18 protein-coding genes are annotated in these 21,046 nt (G+C 55.7%); 16 read left to right on the top strand and 2 right to left on the bottom strand.

Annotated features, from left to right (window positions below):
* Positions 1-38 precede the first annotated feature (38 nt).
* The 8 genes from sucC to IB237_RS19570 all read left to right on the top strand — a co-directional run bounded on the left by sucC (position 39) and on the right by IB237_RS19570 (position 9,734).
* On the top strand, positions 39-1,232 hold the full coding sequence (gene sucC, locus IB237_RS19605; protein ID WP_192490403.1) for an ADP-forming succinate--CoA ligase subunit beta: 1,194 nt from the start codon (positions 39-41) through the stop codon (positions 1,230-1,232).
* Between the two features lie 18 nt (positions 1,233-1,250).
* Entirely contained in the window at positions 1,251-2,153 is a 903-nt protein-coding gene (gene sucD / locus IB237_RS19600) for a succinate--CoA ligase subunit alpha (protein ID WP_192490402.1), read from the top strand.
* Between the two features lie 171 nt (positions 2,154-2,324).
* Complete coding sequence (locus IB237_RS19595; RefSeq protein WP_192490401.1) at positions 2,325-5,321, top strand: 2-oxoglutarate dehydrogenase E1 component; 2,997 nt, start codon at positions 2,325-2,327, stop codon at positions 5,319-5,321.
* A 54-nt stretch (positions 5,322-5,375) separates the two neighbouring features.
* Positions 5,376-6,608, top strand: a complete 1,233-nt coding sequence (gene odhB / locus IB237_RS19590; RefSeq protein WP_192490400.1) for a 2-oxoglutarate dehydrogenase complex dihydrolipoyllysine-residue succinyltransferase — start codon at positions 5,376-5,378, stop codon at positions 6,606-6,608.
* Between the two features lie 18 nt (positions 6,609-6,626).
* Positions 6,627-7,037, top strand: a complete 411-nt coding sequence (locus IB237_RS19585) for an MAPEG family protein (protein WP_192490399.1) — start codon at positions 6,627-6,629, stop codon at positions 7,035-7,037.
* Positions 7,038-7,049: 12 nt separating this feature from the next.
* Positions 7,050-7,694: a LysE family translocator gene (locus IB237_RS19580; RefSeq protein ID WP_192490398.1), complete on the top strand. Its 645-nt coding sequence runs from the start codon at positions 7,050-7,052 to the stop codon at positions 7,692-7,694.
* A gap of 58 nt (positions 7,695-7,752) precedes the next feature.
* A complete protein-coding gene (gene lpdA / locus IB237_RS19575; RefSeq protein WP_192490397.1) occupies positions 7,753-9,159 on the top strand; it encodes a dihydrolipoyl dehydrogenase in 1,407 nt (468 codons plus the stop codon).
* 104 nt (positions 9,160-9,263) lie between these two features.
* Entirely contained in the window at positions 9,264-9,734 is a 471-nt protein-coding gene (locus tag IB237_RS19570; RefSeq protein WP_192490396.1) for a DUF2867 domain-containing protein, read from the top strand.
* Between the two features lie 3 nt (positions 9,735-9,737).
* Here the strand turns inward: IB237_RS19570 and IB237_RS19565 are convergent, their stop codons facing one another.
* Both IB237_RS19565 and IB237_RS19560 read right to left on the bottom strand, forming a co-directional pair.
* On the bottom strand, positions 9,738-10,829 hold the full coding sequence (locus tag IB237_RS19565; RefSeq protein WP_371815373.1) for a TraB/GumN family protein: 1,092 nt from the start codon (positions 10,827-10,829) through the stop codon (positions 9,738-9,740).
* Positions 10,830-10,930: 101 nt separating this feature from the next.
* Entirely contained in the window at positions 10,931-11,866 is a 936-nt protein-coding gene (locus tag IB237_RS19560) for a tyrosine recombinase XerC (protein ID WP_192490394.1), read from the bottom strand.
* Between the two features lie 142 nt (positions 11,867-12,008).
* On the opposite strand from IB237_RS19560, the gene IB237_RS19555 reads away from it, so the two are divergent.
* The 8 genes from IB237_RS19555 (at position 12,009) to fdhD (ending at position 21,029) form a co-directional block, all read left to right on the top strand.
* Complete coding sequence (locus IB237_RS19555; RefSeq protein WP_192490393.1) at positions 12,009-14,237, top strand: primosomal protein N'; 2,229 nt, start codon at positions 12,009-12,011, stop codon at positions 14,235-14,237.
* A 92-nt stretch (positions 14,238-14,329) separates the two neighbouring features.
* On the top strand, positions 14,330-14,716 hold the full coding sequence (locus IB237_RS19550; protein WP_192490392.1) for a DUF4345 domain-containing protein: 387 nt from the start codon (positions 14,330-14,332) through the stop codon (positions 14,714-14,716).
* A gap of 261 nt (positions 14,717-14,977) precedes the next feature.
* Positions 14,978-15,544: a F0F1 ATP synthase subunit delta gene (locus IB237_RS19545; RefSeq protein WP_192490391.1), complete on the top strand. Its 567-nt coding sequence runs from the start codon at positions 14,978-14,980 to the stop codon at positions 15,542-15,544.
* Entirely contained in the window at positions 15,544-17,073 is a 1,530-nt protein-coding gene (gene atpA / locus IB237_RS19540; RefSeq protein WP_192490390.1) for a F0F1 ATP synthase subunit alpha, read from the top strand. Before IB237_RS19545 ends, atpA begins: the two co-directional genes overlap by 1 nt.
* Positions 17,074-17,101: 28 nt before the next feature.
* A complete protein-coding gene (locus tag IB237_RS19535; protein ID WP_192490389.1) occupies positions 17,102-17,980 on the top strand; it encodes a F0F1 ATP synthase subunit gamma in 879 nt (292 codons plus the stop codon).
* A 24-nt stretch (positions 17,981-18,004) separates the two neighbouring features.
* The gene (gene atpD / locus IB237_RS19530; protein WP_192490388.1) at positions 18,005-19,462 is read left to right on the top strand and encodes a F0F1 ATP synthase subunit beta; all 1,458 of its coding nucleotides are present in this window, start codon (positions 18,005-18,007) and stop codon (positions 19,460-19,462) included.
* Between the two features lie 75 nt (positions 19,463-19,537).
* Positions 19,538-19,948, top strand: a complete 411-nt coding sequence (locus tag IB237_RS19525; RefSeq protein WP_192490387.1) for a F0F1 ATP synthase subunit epsilon — start codon at positions 19,538-19,540, stop codon at positions 19,946-19,948.
* A 256-nt stretch (positions 19,949-20,204) separates the two neighbouring features.
* A complete protein-coding gene (fdhD, locus tag IB237_RS19520; protein ID WP_192490386.1) occupies positions 20,205-21,029 on the top strand; it encodes a formate dehydrogenase accessory sulfurtransferase FdhD in 825 nt (274 codons plus the stop codon).
* Positions 21,030-21,046 lie beyond the last annotated feature (17 nt).

The raw sequence follows: 21,046 nt of genomic DNA, 5'->3' as shown, positions 1-21,046 counted from the left end.
CTGGGACGCTCCAGACGGCTACAAACAGGGATTAATCCATGAATATTCATGAGTATCAGGCCAAGGCTCTTTTGAAGGGCTATGGTGCACCGGTCGCCGAAGGGGTTGCAATCCTCAAGGTTGAAGAAGCTGAAGCCGCTGCAAAGCAGCTTCCTGGCCCGCTTTACGTGGTCAAGAGCCAGATTCATGCTGGTGGCCGTGGTAAGGGCAAGTTCAAGGAACTTGGTCCAGATGCAAAGGGTGGCGTTCGTCTTGCGAAGTCCATCGAAGAAGCTGTTTCCCATGCCAAGGATATGCTCGGCAACACGCTGGTAACAGCGCAGACGGGCGATGCTGGCAAGCAGGTTAACCGCCTCTACATCGAAGACGGTGCAGACATCGCTCGCGAACTGTATTGCTCGCTGCTGGTTGACCGCTCGGTCGGTCAGGTTGCTTTCGTGGTTTCCACCGAAGGCGGCATGGACATCGAAGCTGTTGCTCACGACACGCCTGAGAAGATTCACACGATTGCCATCAACCCGGAAGTCGGCGTTACCGACGCCGACGTTGCTGCGATCTCTAAGGCTCTGGAACTGACAGACGCTGCTGCTGAAGATGCCAAGGCTCTGTTCCCTGCGCTCTACAAAGCATTCAACGAGAAGGACATGGCTCTTCTCGAAGTGAACCCGCTGATCGTCATGCAAGATGGCCACCTGCGCGTTCTCGACGCCAAGATGTCTTTCGATGGCAATGCGCTCTTCCGTCACGACGACGTCAAGCTGTTGCGCGACGAAACCGAAGAAGACGCCAAGGAAATCGAAGCCTCCAAGTGGGACCTCGCTTATGTTGCTCTCGATGGTAACATCGGCTGCATGGTCAACGGCGCTGGTCTTGCCATGGCAACGATGGACATCATCAAGCTTTACGGCAAAGAGCCTGCAAACTTCTGCGACGTCGGCGGTGGCGCTGGCAAGGAAAAGGTTGCGGCTGCGTTCAAGATCATCACGGCTGACCCGAAGGTTGAAGGCATTCTGGTCAACATTTTCGGTGGTATCATGAAGTGCGACGTCATCGCTGAGGGCGTTATCGCCGCAGTGAAGGAAGTCGGTCTGCAGGTTCCGCTCGTTGTGCGTCTCGAAGGCACCAACGTTGAGCTGGGCAAAAAGCTCCTGAACGAATCGGGTCTTGCAATTACGGCTGCTGACGACCTCGACGATGCAGCCAAGAAGATCGTTGCGGCGATCAACGGCTAATTTGAAGGACCGGAAATAATGTCTATTCTCGTAAATAAAGACACAAAGATCCTCGTTCAGGGTCTGACCGGCAAGACCGGTACCTTCCACACCGAGCAGGCTCTTGCCTACTACGGCACGCAGATGGTTGGCGGTATCCACCCTAAGAAGGGCGGCGAAACCTGGACTGGTTCGAAGGGCGAAAGCCTGCCGATCTTTGCTTCTGTTGCTGAAGCCAAGGACAAGACCGGTGCTGATGCATCCGTTATCTACGTTCCGCCAGCTGGCGCTGCAGATGCGATCATCGAAGCTATTGATGCTGAAATTCCTTTCATTACCTGCATCACCGAAGGTATCCCGGTCATGGACATGGTTCGCGTCAAGGCTCGCCTCGACCGCTCCACTTCGCGTCTGCTTGGCCCTAACTGCCCAGGCATCATGACACCGGAAGAGTGCAAGATCGGCATCATGCCGGGCTCGATCTTCCGCAAGGGTTCGGTTGGTATCGTTTCGCGCTCCGGCACACTGACCTATGAAGCCGTGTTCCAGACATCCAACGAAGGCCTCGGCCAGACGACGGCTGTTGGTATTGGCGGCGACCCGGTCAAGGGTACCGAGTTCATCGACGTGCTGGAAATGTTCCTCGCTGACGAAGCCACCACCTCGATCATCATGATCGGTGAAATCGGCGGTTCGGCTGAAGAAGATGCAGCACAGTTCCTGATCGACGAAGCCAAGAAGGGCCGCAAAAAGCCAATGGCTGGCTTCATCGCTGGCCGTACTGCTCCGAAAGGCCGCACCATGGGCCACGCCGGTGCTGTGGTTTCCGGCGGCAAGGGTGACGCAGAATCCAAGATCGCTGCCATGGAAGCAGCTGGTATCAAGGTTTCGCCTTCCCCGGCACGCCTCGGCAAGACGCTGGTTGAAGTCCTCAAGGGCTAAGACCACATACTGAGACAAAAACCGGGCAGGCGGATCGTGAAGAGCCGGCTGTCCGGATGCGCTTAGAGGGCGCGGGATGAAGGCCGCTGCGGCGGCATATATGACCAAAGCGGCAGGCCATCAGCGGCCATCAACAAATCGAGGAGGCGGGGTACTTCCCCCGCAGGACAAATGGCAAGGCAAGAAGCCAACGAGCAGTTTCAGATCACGTCGTTTCTCGACGGTGCGAACGCAGCTTACATCGAGCAGCTCTATGCACGGTATGAAGAAGATCCTTCTTCCGTATCGCCGGAATGGCAGAGCTTCTTCAAGGGCCTGTCCGACAATCCCGAAGATGTAAAAAAAGCCGCTAAGGGCGCTTCCTGGAAGCGTTCCAACTGGCCGATCGCGGCTGGTGGCGATCTCGTCTCCGCGCTGGACGGCAATTGGGCGACGGTCGAAAAGGCCATCGAAAAGAAGGTGCAGGCCAAGGCAGAAGCCAAGGTCGTAGAGACCGGCAAGCCGGTCAGCGAAGCAGAGGTTCTTCAGGCGACTCGCGACAGCGTACGCGCCATTATGATGATCCGTGCTTACCGCATGCGCGGCCACCTGCACGCCAAGCTCGATCCGCTCGGCATTGCCAGCGCGGTTGAGGACTACAACGAGTTGTCGCCGAAGTCCTATGGCTTCGAAGAAAGCGACTACGATCGCAAGATTTTCATCGATAACGTGCTGGGTCTCGAATACGCGACCGTGCGCGAAATGCTTGAAATCCTCGAGCGCACCTATTGCTCGACGCTCGGCGTCGAATTCATGCACATGTCCAGCCCGGAAGAAAAGGCCTGGATCCAGGAACGTATCGAAGGTCCGGATAAGGGCGTCGATTTCACACCTGAAGGCAAGAAAGCCATCCTTTCAAAGCTGGTTGAAGCGGAAGGTTACGAGCAGTTCCTCGACGTTCGTTTCAAGGGCACCAAGCGTTTCGGTCTTGATGGCGGTGAATCGCTGATCCCTGCTCTTGAGCAGATCATCAAGCGTGGCGGCCAGGAAGGTCTGGAAGAAGTCATCGTCGGCATGGCTCACCGTGGTCGTCTGAACGTTTTGACCAACGTCATGGGCAAACCACACCGCGCCGTGTTCCACGAGTTCAAGGGCGGTTCGTTCAAACCTGACGAAGTCGAAGGCTCCGGCGACGTGAAGTACCACCTGGGTGCGTCTTCCGACCGCGAATTCGATGGCAACAAGGTTCACCTGTCGCTGACAGCCAACCCTTCGCACCTTGAAATCGTCAACCCTGTTGTCATGGGTAAGGCCCGCGCCAAGCAGGACCAGTTGGCGAAGGTTTGGGATGGCGACACCATTCCATTGTCAGAACGTGCAAAGGTTCTTCCCTTGCTGCTTCATGGTGATGCTGCTTTTGCAGGTCAGGGTGTGGTTGCTGAGATTCTCGGTCTTTCCGGTCTTCGCGGCCACCGCGTCGCCGGCACCATGCACGTCATCATCAACAACCAGATCGGCTTTACGACGAACCCGGGTTTCTCGCGTTCTTCGCCTTACCCGTCTGACGTTGCCAAGATGATCGAAGCGCCGATCTTCCACGTGAATGGCGATGATCCGGAAGCTGTTGTGTATGCAGCCAAGGTTGCAACCGAATACCGCATGAAGTTCCACAAGCCTGTTGTTGTGGACATGTTCTGCTACCGTCGCTTTGGTCATAACGAAGGCGATGAGCCAGCGTTCACACAGCCAAAGATGTACAAGGTCATTCGTGGGCACAAGACTGTCGCACGTATCTATGCCGACCGTCTGATCGCCGAAGGCCTGATCAACGAAGGCGAATTCGAGAAGCTGAAGGCCGACTGGCGTGCGCATCTCGAACAGGAATTCGAAGCAGGTCAGTCCTACAAGCCTAACAAGGCTGACTGGCTCGATGGTCAGTGGTCGGGTCTGCGTGTTGCAGACAATGCCGATGAGCAGCGTCGTGGCAAGACCGGCGTACCGATGAAAATTCTCAAGGAAATCGGCAAGAAACTGTCGACCATTCCTGAAGGCTTCAATGCGCACCGCACGATTCAGCGTTTCATGGACAACCGCGCACAGATGGTTGAAACCGGTGAAGGTATCGACTGGGCAATGGCTGAAGCCTTTGCATTCGGTACACTTGCTGTCGAAGGTCACAAGATCCGTCTGTCCGGTCAGGATTGCGAGCGCGGCACCTTCTCGCAGCGCCACTCTGTTCTCTACGATCAGGACACGGAAGAGCGTTACATTCCGCTTGCCAACCTGGCTCCGACACAGGCTCGTTACGAAGTCATCAACTCGATGCTGTCAGAAGAAGCCGTACTTGGTTTCGAATATGGCTACTCGCTGGCCCGTCCGAATGCACTGACACTGTGGGAAGCACAGTTCGGCGACTTCGCAAACGGTGCGCAGGTGGTGTTCGATCAGTTCATCTCGTCGGGTGAACGCAAGTGGCTTCGCATGTCCGGTCTCGTCTGCCTTCTGCCGCATGGTTATGAAGGTCAGGGTCCGGAGCACTCTTCCGCTCGTCTGGAACGTTTCCTCCAGCTTTGCGCCGAAGACAACATGCAGGTTGCCAACGTCACCACACCGGCAAACTACTATCACATCCTGCGCCGTCAGGTTCGTCGCGACTTCCGCAAGCCGCTCGTTCTGATGACGCCAAAGTCCCTGCTGCGCCACAAGCGTGCAACGTCTTCGCTTGCTGAACTAGCTGGCGAATCCTCGTTCCACCGTCTGCTGTGGGACGATGCAGAAGTGATCAAGGATGGTCCGATCAAGCTGCAGAAGGATTCCAAGATTCGTCGCGTCGTGCTTTGCACGGGTAAGGTCTATTACGATCTGCTCGAAGAGCGCGAAAAGCGTGGCATCGACGATATCTACCTGCTGCGTGTCGAACAGCTTTATCCGTTCCCGGCCAAGGCGCTCATCAACGAGCTGTCGCGCTTCCGTAACGCGGAGATGGTCTGGTGCCAGGAAGAGCCTAAGAACATGGGTGCATGGTCGTTCATCGACCCGTACCTGGAATGGGTGCTGGCACATATCGACGCCAAGTACCAGAAGGTACGCTACACGGGCCGTCCGGCTGCAGCTTCGCCTGCAACGGGTTTGATGTCCAAGCATCTCGCACAGCTTGCTGCATTCCTAGAAGACGCGCTGGGAGAGTGAAAACTCTCCCTCCATCATCCATCCAAAACAGACACCTATAAACGGAACAAGATTATGGCCACTGAAATCCGCGTACCAACTCTGGGAGAGTCCGTCAGCGAAGCGACTGTCGGAACCTGGTTCAAGAAAGTTGGCGACTTCGTCAAGGCTGACGAGCCTCTGGTTGAACTCGAAACCGACAAGGTAACTGTTGAAGTGCCTTCGCCGACCTCTGGCGTTCTGACGGAAATCGTTGCGCAGAACGGCGAAACGGTTGGCCTCGACGCATTGCTCGGCCAGATCGCTGAAGGTGCTGCTGGCGCTGCAACGACCGCACCTGCGGCTGCTGCTTCCGCACCAGCTGCTGCTGTTTCGGCGCCTGCACCTGCTGCCGCTGCTGCACCTGCAACCGGATCCATGCCTGCTGCTCCGGCTGCTGCAAAGGTTGCTGCCGACAACAATATCTCGACTGCGGATATCGACGGTTCTGGCAAGCGTGGCCAGGTTCTCAAGGGCGATGTTCTGGCTGCTGTTGCCAAGGGCGCTTCGGCTCCTGTTGCCGCTGCTCCCGTCTCTGCACCACGTCCAGTGTCTTCGGCTGAAGACGGTGTACGTGAAGAGCGCGTAAAGATGACCCGACTGCGTCAGACGATTGCAAAGCGTCTGAAGGATGCACAGAACACCGCAGCCATGCTTACCACCTACAACGAGGTGGACATGTCGGCCGTTATGGATCTGCGTAACCGCTACAAGGACGTGTTTGAAAAGAAGCACGGCGTGAAGCTTGGCTTCATGGGCTTCTTCACCAAGGCTGTTACTCACGCGTTGAAGGAACTGCCTGCAGTTAACGCCGAGATCGATGGCACCGACATCATCTACAAGAACTATTGTCACGTTGGCATGGCCGTCGGCACCGACAAGGGTCTGGTTGTTCCGGTTATCCGTGACGCTGACCAGCGTTCTATTGCTGGCGTTGAAAAGGAACTCGGTCGTCTTGCAAAGGCAGCCCGTGACGGTTCGCTCAGCATGGCTGACATGCAGGGCGGCACCTTCACCATCACCAATGGTGGTGTTTACGGTTCGCTGATGTCTTCGCCGATCCTCAACGCTCCGCAGTCCGGTATTCTCGGCATGCACAAGATCCAGGAGCGTCCGGTTGCTATCGGCGGTCAGGTTGTCATCCGCCCGATGATGTATCTCGCACTGTCTTACGATCACCGTATCGTTGACGGCAAGGAAGCCGTGACCTTCCTCGTTCGCGTCAAGGAAAGCCTGGAAGATCCAGAGCGTCTGGTTCTCGATCTCTAAGAAAAAAGGAGGAGCAGAATGGAAACGCTGGCAAGCGAAAACGGGCCATACATGGTGCTGTTGGCTCTCAGTGTCATTCTCCTCTTCTTGCATATCGGGTTGCAGGGCATTCTTGCGACCAAGGAACTCGGGTCTGCATGGAATGCAGGCCCGCGTGACGAAGGTAAAAAGCCGACAGGCGTGCTGGCTGGTAGGGCCGAACGCGCCTTGGAAAATTACAAAGAAACCTACCCAGCCTTTATGGGGCTGATCCTTGGTGTTGCTTTTGTGGGTGACGCTTCAGGTTGGGGCCTGGTAGGCGGGTGGATATGGTTTGCGGCGCGTATCGCCTATATTCCGCTCTATCTCCTCGGAGTTCCCTATATCCGTTCGTTGACATGGCTCGTTTCGGCTGGCGGATTGCTCATCATGCTGCTGTCCTTGATCTGAGGAATATTCGTCATGCACGCTTACCTCACTGAATTGCTCTCGCTGATGGCGATTTTTGCCTTTGCCATCGTATCACCGGGCGCCGATCTGGCGATGGTGATGCGCCAAGCCATCGTGCACGGCCGCGGTCAGGCAATCATTACCAGTTTTGGTATTGGCGCTGCGTTGATGGTCCATGTCAGCTACACGATCCTTGGTCTAGGCCTCGTCATTTCCCAGTCGATCTACCTGTTCAATCTCGTCAAATGGCTGGGTGTTGCCTACCTGCTCTATATCGGCATCAAGGCGTTGCGCGCCGGCAAGACCGATGTAACGGCAGCCACAGGCGATGTGACGACTGCACCCCGTCAGCAGCAATCGGCGCTCAAGGCTTTTACGTCGGGTTTTGCAGCCAATGCACTCAATCCCAAAGCGGTGTTTTTCTTCCTGTCGATTTTTTCAACGGTCGTCAGCGCGCATACACCGATTGCTATCAAATTTTCTTACGGGCTGGTCATGGCTAGCTTCCTGATCCTGTGGTTTATCGGGGTCAGCCTGTTCATGACAACGCCACGCATGCGTGCGGCATTCTCGCGTGCAAGCCAGTGGATCGATCGCACCAGCGGTGTGGTTTTCATTGCGCTTGGAATTAAACTTGCCACTGAAAAAGCGGCCTGAAGGCCAAAACCGAATGGTCACGGTTTAGCCGTTGCCATCATCAATCAGGAATTAGAACATGGCTTATGATGTAGTTGTTATCGGCACCGGACCTGGTGGTTATGTTTGCGCGGTCAAGGCGGCCCAGCTCGGCCTGAAGGTTGCCGTTATTGAAAAGCGCTCGACCTACGGCGGCACCTGCCTGAACGTCGGCTGCATTCCTTCCAAGGCGCTGCTGCATGCATCCGAAACCTTCGCGCATGTTGCACACGGTCTGGATTCGCTCGGCGTTGAAGTCGCCGCACCAAAGCTCAACATTGAAAAGATGATGGCGCACAAGGACGGTGTGGTGAAAGCCAACGTCGATGGCGTTTCCTTCCTGTTCAAGAAGAACAAGATCGATGCTTTCCAGGGCACCGGCAAGGTTGTGGCTGCGGGCAAGGTTTCCGTGACCAACGACAAGGGCGAAGTTCAGGAAATCGAAGCCAAGAACATCGTTATTGCGACCGGTTCTGACGTTGCCGGCATTCCTGGCGTCAATGTTGAAATCGATGAGCAGACCATCGTGTCCTCGACCGGTGCCATTGCGCTCACCAAGGTTCCTGAAAAGCTGATCGTGGTCGGCGGCGGTGTTATTGGTCTCGAGCTCGGTTCCGTTTGGTCGCGTCTCGGTGCCAAGGTGACCGTTGTTGAATATCTCGACAACATTCTCGGCGGCATGGACGGCGAAGTGTCCAAGCAGGCTCAGCGTCTGCTGGCCAAGCAGGGCCTGGACTTCAAGCTCGGCGCCAAGGTTACTGCCGTTGAAAAAACGGCTGATGGCGCAAAGGTTGTCTTCGAGCCTGTAAAGGGTGGCGAAGCCGAAACTCTCGATGCCAATGTTGTGCTGATCTCCACCGGCCGCAAGCCCTACACTGAAGGTCTCGGCCTTGCCGAAGCTGGCGTTGTTCTGGACAGCCGTGGCCGCGTTGAAATCGATGCTCACTACAAGACCAACGTTGCTGGCATTTATGCAATCGGCGACGTTGTGAAGGGCCCGATGCTGGCGCACAAGGCTGAAGATGAAGGCGTTGCTCTTGCCGAAATCCTGGCTGGCCAGCATGGCCACGTCAATTACGACGTCATTCCAGGCGTTGTTTACACGCAGCCGGAAATCGCATCGGTTGGCAAGACAGAAGAAGAACTCAAGGCCGCTGGCGTTGCTTACAAGGTTGGCAAGTTCCCGTTCACGGCCAATGGTCGCGCCCGCGCCATGCAGGTTACTGACGGCTTTGTGAAGATTCTGGCGGACAAGGAAACCGATCGCGTTCTCGGCGGTCACATCGTTGGCTTCGGGGCTGGTGAAATGATCCACGAGATTGCGGTTATCATGGAATTTGGCGGTTCTTCCGAAGACCTCGGCCGTACCTGCCACGCTCACCCGACCATGTCGGAAGCTGTGAAGGAAGCGGCACTCGCCACGTTCTTCAAGCCAATCCACATGTAATCATTGCTGATGTCACAGCTTATGAAAGGCGGCGACAATTCGCCGCCTTTTGTTTTTGTGCGTATCGGTAAATGTTTGGCCTCAGTCAACATCAGAGGTCAAGAATGAAGCTCTTGTCAGAACCGTTGCCATTTTCGTTTAATTGGGCGGATCGTTTCGAAGGTACCCTTCAGGAGAAGGGGCTGACATCGCTTACGGCAGCGCGCCTTATTTTGGAAAATCCACCGGCCTGGGTTTCGTTCCTCATGCGACTGCGCAATGGCGTTGTGCGCTGGTTCGGCCTGAAGACAGTACAGCTTTCAGCGGGCGAAAGCGCTGGGGGATTTCCGATTATCGCCTCTACGGCAGACAGGACGGTGATGGGGTTTGATGACCATCATCTCGATTTCCGCATTGTGATAGACGTTGAAGCACACGACAGTGATCCGACAATCAGTGTCACCACGCTTGTGAACCGTAAGAATTGGCTGGGCTGGGTCTATATGATGTTTGTTGCACCCGTTCACCGGCGCATTGTACCGGCCACCCTGAAAAAGGTCAGCCGCGGCATTCACAAGGTTGCCGTCAACGGCTGATGATCAGTTGACGCGGGTCAGTGTATAACCCTGTTTGCGCAGAAGTTCGACGACCCCTTCCTCGTCAGGCAGGTGGAGTGCGCCCACCGCCATGAAAACCGAGCCCTGAGCAAGCAACGGGGCTGCTCTTTCTGCCATCACATGGTTACGGTCGGTGATAATCCGCTTTTCGAAGCTCGCATAACCGTCCTCATCCACGCCAGAGTTTTGCGGTGTGGCGGCTGTGATCATCGGCATGATCGCGCCGATATCTTCCTGAAGATAAAGATCGGTCATTGTCCAGATGATGTCCTGCATGCGATCACCAAGGCCCAACGTTTCGACCAATGCCTTCATGTGGAAATCCATTGGCAGATCAGCCATGGCCTGTATCTGTTCGACAAGTGTCTCCAGTCCTTTGACGGACTTGCCAGCCGCGACGCCGTCTTCGGCAATCTTCTTGTCAAGGAACGATGCTCCTTGCGCCTTGCGTTTGAACTCACAGGCTGGCAGCCCCACAAAGCTTGCCAATATCCATGGCTTCATCTTCAGCACGGATGCCAGCGGAATGCCGCGCTGTTTCAGGCCGTCCTCCAGTCGCTGCTTGTCCTCGCTCGACAGCATATCGGTGATCGACTTGCCATCAATGAACATCGAAAGGTCCGGTCTGGCGAATATCGCTGCCGCTGCTTTTTTCTCGTCGAGAATTTCGTCTGACTCAACCACTACCGTCTTTGCACTGGTAAATGCTTCTTGCGCGCCATTTGGCATTTTGAGAACACGTGGGTCGGTAATGTGCATGGTGCCAAGCAAATAGGACGGTGCAAGACCGTCCTTTTCGACGCGCCAGAATGTACCTTTTCCATTCAGGACTTTATCCGCCTCTTCCTGCAAGTTCTGGTATTTCTGCGGTTCATCGCGCTGCATGATCTCGACGAGATCCTGGCCGACACAGCTCAGATCCTCCTGTGCATGTGCCGGTTTGATACCGAGCAAAGTCAGGAGCAATATGGTCACGAGCGTGATGTGGAACAGGGCGCACAGGGCCAGCATGGTGGTGCCCGGACGTGGCAATCTCCAACCAAGAAGACGTTCAGTGTTCAATCCGCCAGCCATGGTCATGCAATCCCGTAATTTCGCTAAAGGTTTTTTATGACGGCGACGTCGCAATTGTATTAAAGAAATTGGTTAATGCGTGGACAGCACAACCGTTCCGTTCACGCCCGCGGGTGGGCGTTATCGTAGATTTCCAACAGGCGTGCCGTATCGACCCCGGTATAGATTTGCGTGGTTGATAGGCTGGCATGGCCAAGCAATTCCTGGATGGTGCGCAGATCACCACCGCCAGCCAGCAGGTGGGTGGCGAAGGAATGTCGCAATGCATGCGGTGTTGCCGTATCCGGCAAACCAAACGCGCTGCGCAATTTCTGCATGCCGCGCTGGATGATGGCTGCGTGCAGTTTGCCGCCGCGTGCGCCGACAAACATCGGTTCGTCATTCGTCAGATGGTACGGGCAAAGCTTGCGATATGTTGCGATTGCTTCGGCGACGATCGGCAACAATGGCACCAGACGCGTTTTTCCGCCTTTACCAGTGATGCGAAGTGCGCTTGTGGCGCTTGGAATATCCACTGCGCGCAGGCTTAGTGCCTCGGAGATACGCAGACCACAGCCATAAAGAAGAGACAGTACCGCTGCATCGCGGGCGGCGATCCACGGTTCTTCCTGCATCTGGGTATCGGTCTGTGTCAGGTTCAGTGCTTGCCTGTCGGTAAGCGGCTTTGGCAGAGACTTTGGCTGTTTAGGCGTGCGAATGGCATTCGCGCCTGCTGTCTTCACCAGACCCTTGCGTTCCAGATAGCGCAGAAAGGATCGTAAGCCCGCCAGATGGCGGCCAAGCGAACGGGCGCCTGCGCCATCACGACGGCGGGATGCCAGAAAACTACGCAAGTCGGCGGGGCGTAGGTCGGCAATATCCTTGATGCCCGCCGGTGCGGCGAGATGACCGGTGAGGAACATCAGGAACTGTCTTGTGTCCCGCTCATAGGCCTCAACGGTGTTTCCGGAAAGACGGCGCTCACCCTGCAATGTGGCAAGCCATGTCTGCCGCTCATCAAGAACAGCCTGATCGGCAAAGGTCAGAATCTCGGACAACTCATTACGCTCCGGTGGTTCAATTGATGACAAGGATAGAGGCTGCGGATCAGCATTTGGTTAAAATTGACGATATTGAAGGCATTGCGCATCGCTGTTTGCGGTTTCCTTTTTGTTCATGAAAAGGCATGGTCGCCGCACAATGGCAAAAGATTCGACTGACCTGTTTGGCGTATTATTCGATCCTGCACCTGTGGCGCGCAATAGCGTGCCGGTTCTTGTGCCGCTGCCTGCGCCCGGTCCTTACAGTTATGCAGTCCCAGACGATATGGTGGTGGAACCGGGCACTGTGGTGCAGGTTCCGCTTGGGCCGCGGCAGGTGATTGGAGTGGTCTGGGACAGGGAGCAGGATGACGGCAAGACCGTTGATCCGAAGAAACTGCGGCCGATCACCAAGGCTTTTGACTGCCCGCCACTTAAAGCTGAAATGCGGCGCTTCATCGATTGGGTTGCCTCCTACACGCTGTCTCCGCCGGGACTGGTGGCCCGTATGGCGCTGCGCGCTCCCACCGCATTTGACCCCGAGCCGATGATTGAAGGCCTGCGTCTGGGTGAAGGCCGGCCCGAACGCATGACACCGGCACGCCAGCGGGTGATCGAGCTGGCGGGTGAGGGCCATACCTGGACAAAGAGCGGACTTGCGCATGCTGCCGGTGTTTCCACCAGCGTTATTGATGGTTTGGCAAAACAGGGCGTGTTCGAAACCGTGTTTCTACCTGCCCCGCCCGTGGTTGCCGAACCTGACCCTGATTATGTCGAGGCGCGTATTGAAGGTCCGCAAAAGCAGGCAGCGTCTGAAATTCTTGAGGATCAGCGCAAGGGCGGATTTTCTGTCTCGCTGATCGATGGCGTAACCGGCTCCGGCAAGACAGAAGTCTATTTCGAGGCGGTTGCCGAAACGCTGCGGCAGGGCAAGCAGGTGTTGATCCTGCTGCCTGAAATTGCACTGACCGCTGCATTTCTGGAGCGATTTCAGAACCGGTTTGGCGCAAAACCGGCCGAATGGCACTCCGAGCTTGCCCCGAAAACCCGCGAAAAGGTATGGCGGCAGACCTCGACCGGCGAGGTGCGGGTGGTGGCAGGTGCGCGTTCCGCTCTGTTTCTACCCTTCGACAATCTTGGTCTGATCATTGTCGATGAAGAACATGACCCAGCTTACAAACAGGAAGATCGCGTGTTTTATAATGCACGCGACATGGCGGTGGTGCGGGCGCGAATAGCTGATTTTCCCGTCGTACTGGTCTCTGCGACGCCATCGGTGGAAAGCCAGGTCAACGGCAATTCCGGGCGTTATAATCTCATTCATCTGCATACGCGTTTTGGCGATGCGGCGATGCCCGATCTGCACCTTGTCGATATGCGACGCCACCCGCCAGAACGGGGCGGCTTTCTGTCGTCGGTGTTGCTGCGCGGCATTGGCAAGACCATTGAACGCGGTGAGCAGGCGCTGCTGTTCCTCAACCGACGTGGTTATGCCCCGTTGACGCTTTGCCGCGTATGCGGCCATCGCTTTCAGTGCCCGCAATGTGCCAGTTGGTTGGTGGAGCACCGTTTCCGTGAGCAGATACAGTGCCACCAGTGTGGTTACGCCGAAAAGACACCGGACCATTGCCCGGAATGCGGCACATTCGACCATTTGGCTGCCTGTGGTCCTGGTGTGGAACGTATTGCCGAAGAGGTCGAGAAACACTTCCCTGATGCGCGAACCATCCTTCTGTCATCGGATATGCCTGGTGGCGTAAAACGTTTGCGGTTGGAACTGGAAGCGATTGCTAATGGCGAGGTCGATATCGTCATTGGCACGCAGCTGGTGGCGAAGGGCCATAACTTCCCGCTGATGACGCTGGTTGGCATTGTTGACGCCGATCTGGGATTGGCAAATGGCGATCCGCGTGCGGCGGAGCGCACCTTCCAACTTCTGTCACAGGTGACGGGTCGCGCCGGTCGTACCGGTCTGAAAAGTCATGGTCTTCTGCAAACCTATCAACCGCAGCACCCTGTGATGCAGGCCATTGTCTCCGGTGATGCCGGGGCGTTTTATGATCGTGAAATCATTGAACGTGAAAAAGCGATGTTGCCGCCGTTTGGGCGTTTAGCCTCGATTATCGTGTCGGCGGAAACCCGCGCTGATGCAGAAACCCATGCCCGTGCTCTGAGAGTTGCAGCGCCGCAGGCTGCTGGCATCGCCTTGCTAGGGCCGGCGGAGGCACCGCTCGCACTTATTCGCGGACGGTATCGTTTCCGGCTGCTGGTTCACGGAAAACGCAATTCGGACATGCAGGGGTTTATGCGCGCTATGCTGGCCAATGGTCCAAAGGAACGTGGCTCTATCCATGTCCAAGTGGACATCGACCCCCAGAGTTTTCTGTGAAGCTGAAGTAGCGCTGAAATAACGATTCCGATTTTCAGGTCAATATTGTAAGTCGGCAAGTGAAACTGATTTGAGGCGAGGGGCTGGCAATCATGGAATTTTACTTTCCAACCGAGTTTGGAGAACAACTGGCGTTTTTGGCCGCATCGGTTTCAGCCCTGATCGGGTTATTGATGTTGTTTGCGCCTGGTGTGACCTTGCGCCTCTTTGCATTGCAATCCAGCCGTGAGCGCAATGACGGGTTTGTGCTGATCCGCTCGTCGCTGGCTGGCTTTTATCTCGGCCTTGGCGCAACGGCACTGCTTCTTCAGCAGATATTTATATATACAACTTTTGGCTTTTCGTTTGCAGTCGCCGTCTTCGGCGCCCTTCTCTCCATCCTTTCGGATGGTGGCATAACATGGCGAAATTGCCTACTTCTGGTTGTGAATTTTCTGCTTGCTGCCTTGCCGTTACTCTATGTTTTTGGAATAGTGTGAGGCTGGCTGAAACGCCCAAGGTGTGGCGCTTTTGGCAAAGGAATGGGGATTTCGTATTTTTTTCTGCTTTCCTGTTGCCCTAAAGCCTTATTCCGTTATTACCCGTGTTGCGAGTCCCGGCATCCTATGCTAGACGGACCGCGAAATTCGAAAAGGTGAGGGGGATCACTTTAGCCTTTTTCGGGGAAATTGAAACGATTTCAAGAATTTGGCAAAGTTGCTGACGCGACTTGTCTTTCTTGGATGATAAGCAGGGAAAAAGTGCCAGTGGCAGACACCTCCCATGGAACATCCGGTGTAGCGGAAAGGTATGCGTCGTCGCTTTTCGAGCTTGCTCTTGAGGCGGGTGTTGTAGAGGCGGTTGGGGCCGATCTCGATGCATTCCAGTCGCTTCTCGACGAGAGTGACGATTTGAAGCGTCTGGTGGAAAGCCCGGTATTTTCGTCTGAAGATCAGGGCAAGGCCATCGCGGCTATCTGCGAAAGGGCCGGCCTGAAGACGCTTGCTGCGAACTTCCTCAAAGTTGTCGCCAAGAATCGCCGTCTGTTTGCCGTTCCTGGCATGGTACGCGCTTATCGCGAAATCGCTGCCGCACACCGTGGCGAAATTACTGCCGAAGTTACTTCGGCACATGCGCTCGATGCAGCGCAGGAAACTGAACTGAAGGCGGCGCTGAAGAGCGTTACTGGTAAGGATGTAACGGTTTCCGTAACCGTTGATCCGTCGATCCTCGGTGGCCTTATCGTCAAGGTTGGCTCCCGTCAGATCGACACGTCTCTTCGCACCAAACTTTCCACCCTTAAGCTTGCACTGAAAGAGGTTGGCTGATGGATATCCGCGCCGCGGAAATTTCCGCAATTCTGAAAGATCAAATCAAAAATTTCGGCAACGAGGCTGAAGTCTCGGAAGTCGGCCAGGTTCTGTCCGTTGGTGACGGTATCGCTCGCGTTTACGGCCTTGACAATGTTCAGGCTGGTGAAATGGTCGAGTTCCCAGGCGGCATCCGTGGTATGGCGCTGAACCTCGAATCCGACAATGTCGGTGTGGTTATTTTCGGTTCTGACCGTGACATCAAGGAAGGCGACACCGTTAAGCGGACCGGCGCCATCGTTGACGTTCCTGTCGGTCCTGAGCTGCTTGGCCGCGTGGTCGATGCTCTCGGTAACCCGATTGACGGCAAAGGCCCGATTAATGCCACGAAGCGCGCTCGCGTTGACGTAAAGGCTCCTGGCATTATTCCACGCAAGTCGGTTCATGAGCCGATGTCCACAGGTCTCAAGGCTATCGACGCCCTGATCCCAGTTGGTCGTGGCCAGCGCGAACTCGTGATCGGCGACCGCCAGACCGGCAAGACCGCGATCATTCTCGACACGATCCTCAACCAGAAGGCCATTCACGACAATGGTCCTGACGGTGACAAGCTTTACTGCGTCTACGTTGCTATCGGTCAGAAGCGTTCGACCGTTGCCCAGTTCGTTAAGGTTCTGGAAGAGCGTGGCGCACTGCAGTACTCGATCATCGTTGCCGCTACGGCTTCCGATCCTGCTCCTATGCAGTATCTGGCTCCGTTCGCTGGTTGCGCAATGGGCGAATACTTCCGTGACAACGGTCAGCATGCGCTGATCGGTTACGACGACCTTTCCAAGCAGGCTGTTGCCTACCGTCAGATGTCGCTTCTTCTGCGTCGTCCTCCAGGCCGCGAAGCTTATCCTGGTGACGTTTTCTACCTTCACTCCCGTCTTCTCGAGCGCGCTGCAAAGCTCTCCGACGAAATGGGCGCTGGTTCGCTGACTGCTCTGCCGGTCATCGAAACACAGGGTAACGACGTTTCCGCGTTTATTCCGACCAACGTGATCTCGATCACCGACGGCCAGATCTTCCTGGAAACCGACCTGTTCTATCAGGGTATCCGCCCGGCTGTTAACGTCGGTCTGTCGGTTTCGCGCGTTGGTTCTGCTGCTCAGATCAAGGCCATGAAGCAGGTTGCTGGTTCCATCAAGGGTGAGCTCGCTCAGTACCGCGAAATGGCCGCATTTGCTCAGTTCGGTTCGGACCTCGATGCCTCCACACAGCGTTTGCTGAACCGTGGTGCACGTCTGACGGAACTCCTGAAGCAGCCACAGTTCTCGCCGCTCAAGACGGAAGAACAGGTTGCCGTGATCTTTGCTGGCGTGAACGGTTACCTCGATAAGGTTGCTGTAAACCAGGTTGGCAAGTTCGAGCAGGGTCTGCTGTCCTACCTCCGTTCGGAAGGCAAGGGCATTCTCGACACCATTCGCACGGAAAAGGCTGTTAGCGATGACACCAAGAGCAAGCTCAAGGCTGCTCTGGATAGCTTCGCAAAGTCTTTCGCCTGATTAGGGTTCACACTGGGACGGATAACGGATGCCTTCACTAAAGGATCTGAAAAACCGCATTGCCTCGGTCAAGGCGACACAGAAGATTACCAAGGCGATGAAAATGGTCGCCGCGGCGAAGCTTCGTCGTGCGCAAGAGGCTGCTGAGGCTGCCCGGCCATATTCACAGCGCATGAGCGCCGTTCTGTCCAATATCGCTCAGGCGGTTGAGGCAGACGTAGCTCCTGCACTGATGACCGGTACCGGCAAGGACGACGTGCATCTGCTCGTCGTCTGCACAGCCGAGCGTGGTCTTTGCGGTGGTTTCAACTCACAGATTTCCCGTTTTGCTCGTGATCGTGCGCGTAAGCTGATCGCCGAAGGCAAGACGGTCAAAATCATGACCGTTGGTAAAAAGGGCTACGACAGCCTGCGTCGCGAATTCGCATCGAACATTATTGAGCGCGTTGAACTGCGCGAAGTGAAGAAGATCGCTTTCGAAAATGCCGACCAGATTGCCAAGAAGATCATTGCGCGTTTCAACGCCGGTGAATTCGATGTCTGCACGCTGATCTACTCCGAGTTCAAATCGGTTATCAGCCAGGTGCCGACAGGCTTGCAGCTTATTCCTGCTGCTGCGCCGGCCGCTGAAGTCGAGCAGACGGCAACGACTGCAATTTATGAATACGAGCCGGATGCGGCTTCCATTTTGGAAGACCTTATTCCGCGCAACATTTCGGTTCAGGTTTTCCGGGCATTGCTCGAGAACGTCGCTGGCGAAATGGGTGCCAAAATGAGCGCGATGGATAACGCAACGCGCAACGCCGGTGAAATGATCCACAAGCTGACATTGTCTTACAACCGTCAGCGTCAGGCTCAGATCACCAAGGAACTGATTGAAATCATTTCGGGCGCTGAAGCGCTCTGAGGTTAAGGAAAGAGGGTAAGGATAATGGCTAAGGCAGCTACCCCCAAGAAAACCGCAGCGAGCACAACCGCGACTGGCAAAGTTACGCAGGTTATCGGCGCTGTTGTCGACGTGGCGTTCGAAGGCGACCTGCCTGCGATCCTCAACGCGCTTGAAGCTGACAACATGGGCAACCGTCTGGTTCTCGAAGTTGCACAGCACCTCGGCGAAAACGTCGTTCGCACGATCGCCATGGACTCGACCGAAGGTCTGGTTCGCGGTCAGGCCGTTCGTGACACCGGTTCTCCGATCACTGTTCCGGTTGGTCCTGAGACGCTTGGTCGTATCATGAACGTTATCGGCGAGCCTGTTGACGAAGCTGGCCCGCTGGTCACTTCCGGCAAGCGCGCTATCCACCAGGAAGCTCCGTCCTACGTTGACCAGTCGACTGAAGGCCAGATCCTGGTTACCGGCATCAAGGTTGTTGACCTTCTCGCTCCTTACGCAAAGGGCGGTAAGATCGGCCTGTTCGGCGGCGCTGGCGTTGGCAAGACCGTTCTCATCATGGAACTGATCAACAACGTGGCCAAGGCGCACGGTGGTTACTCGGTATTTGCCGGTGTGGGTGAACGTACTCGCGAAGGTAACGACCTTTACCACGAAATGATCGAGTCGGGCGTTAACAAGCACGGCGGTGGCGAAGGCTCCAAGGCTGCTCTCGTTTACGGTCAGATGAACGAACCACCAGGCGCACGTGCACGTGTTGCTCTGACCGGTCTGACGATCGCTGAAGACTTCCGTGACAAGGGCCAGGATGTTCTGTTCTTCGTGGACAACATCTTCCGCTTTACGCAGGCTGGTTCCGAAGTGTCCGCTCTGCTCGGCCGTATCCCTTCTGCTGTGGGTTACCAGCCGACGCTTGCTACCGACATGGGCCAGATGCAGGAACGCATCACCACAACGACGAAGGGCTCGATCACTTCGGTTCAGGCTATTTACGTACCTGCCGACGATTTGACCGACCCGGCGCCAGCAACATCGTTCGCCCACTTGGACGCAACGACCGTTCTGTCGCGTTCGATCGCTGAAAAGGGTATTTACCCGGCTGTTGACCCACTCGACTCCACATCGCGTATGCTTGACCCAATGATCGTTGGCGAAGAGCACTACGAAGTGGCTCGTAAGGTTCAGTCGACACTGCAGCGCTACAAGGCTCTTCAGGACATCATCGCCATCCTTGGCATGGATGAACTGTCTGAAGAAGACCGTCTGGCTGTTGCCCGCGCTCGTAAGATCGAACGCTTCCTGTCGCAGCCGTTCTTCGTGGCCGAAGTCTTCACCGGTTCGCCGGGCAAGCTGGTTGCTCTCGAAGACACCATCAAGGGCTTCAAGGGCCTGGTAAATGGTGACTACGATCACCTGCCAGAAGCAGCATTCTACATGGTCGGTTCGATGGAAGAAGCTATCGAAAAGGCAAAGAAGCTGGCTGCTGAAGCTGCCTGATAATGCTTTAAGAAGGGCGCGTGGCTTTTCCACGCGCCTTTGTCTGTCGCGCAACAAAACAAGAAGTGAATAGCCATGGCCGACACTTTCAAATTCGAACTTGTTTCTCCGGAGCGCCTGCTCGTTTCCGAAACGGTTACTGAAGTCGTCATTCCAGCCACTCTGGGCGAAATGACGGTGTTGGCAAACCATGCGCCGGTAATGACGACGATCAAGCCTGGTCTCGTTTCGGTGAAATTTGCCTCTGGTGAGACACACAAGTACGTGGTGTTCGGCGGTTTTGCCGACATTCTGCCAACAGGTTGCACATTGCTTGCTGAATCTGCTGTTTCGGCCGATGAAATCAGCCCTGACACATTGCAGAAGCGTATTGATGCAGCGAAGGCAGAAATCGAAGGTGGTAGCCACCACCACGACCACCTGACCAAGCTTGAAAAGCACCTTTACGAACTGACGAACCTGCATGAGGTTCTCGTCGCTGCTTGAAAGCACCGGGCGGGTTCGAAAGAATGACTGCCCACAAAAAATGAGAAAAAAGCGGCCGTTCCGGTCGCTTTTTTTGTTTTTGGACTACCGCTGCTCAGACGACTACTTTCATCGGCGTTGCGAATTTGCGCTTTGATGCGCCATTGCTCTTGGGTAGAACTAGGCTCCAATAGTGATAAAAGCCAATGGCAGGTGCGCATGATGCTGCCAATTGTTCCGGCTTTTGTCACGTGCAGGCGAATAGGGCTGTTATCTGATGGAAACCTCGCGGAAAGTCATACGCATATCACGGCACGCAGGTGTTTTGGCGCAAGCCACACGTGCTGTTCCTGAGGAGGTGCCAATCGCCTTTTCCTACGGCGGTTCTACCTATGCAGTCATGATGGGCACACCGGCCGACTTGGAAGACTTTGCCATTGGTTTCAGCCTGACTGAGGGTATCATCCGTGAAGTCTCTGAGATCGTCGACGTCGAAATCCTTGCTGCCGATCAGGGTTACGATGTGCAGGTGATGCTTGGGGACAATCAGGCTGATGCACTGCGTGCGCGACGTCGTCATATGGCAGGGCCAGTCGGCTGCGGCCTCTGTGGAATTGAATCGATCGAGCAGGCACTTCGTCCGGTTCCCGACGTTTCAACTGCCACGCTTAAAGCGACGTTTGATGACATTGTTTCTGCGATCACACTGTTATCGGACGGGCAGTCACTTAATCGGGAAACGCGCGCCGTGCACGGCGCCGGCTTCTACCTGCCAGGTGAGGGATTGTTGGCTGTCCGCGAAGATGTCGGGCGGCATAATGGTCTCGACAAGCTGGTTGGCGCTGTCCTTCGTGCTGGCCGTCGGGGCAGCGACGGTATGATTGCGGTTACAAGCCGTATTTCCGTCGAGATGGTGCAGAAGACTGCTATTCTTGGCAGTCCCATCCTGCTGGCGATTTCGGCACCCACTGCGCTTGCCATCGAGACGGCGGAAAAGGCCGGTGTGACACTGGTGGCATTGGTGAGGGGTGAGGACTTCGAAATTTTCACCCATGCTCACAGAATTGTTGAGATCGCAGCGGGTGCGGATATCGCCTCCTGATTTCGCTTTTAGGCGCG

It is taken from the genome of Agrobacterium sp. AGB01 (assembly GCF_014851585.1).
Classification (GTDB): Bacteria; Pseudomonadota; Alphaproteobacteria; order Rhizobiales; family Rhizobiaceae; genus Agrobacterium.
This window is presented reverse-complemented; position numbering and strand designations above follow the sequence as displayed.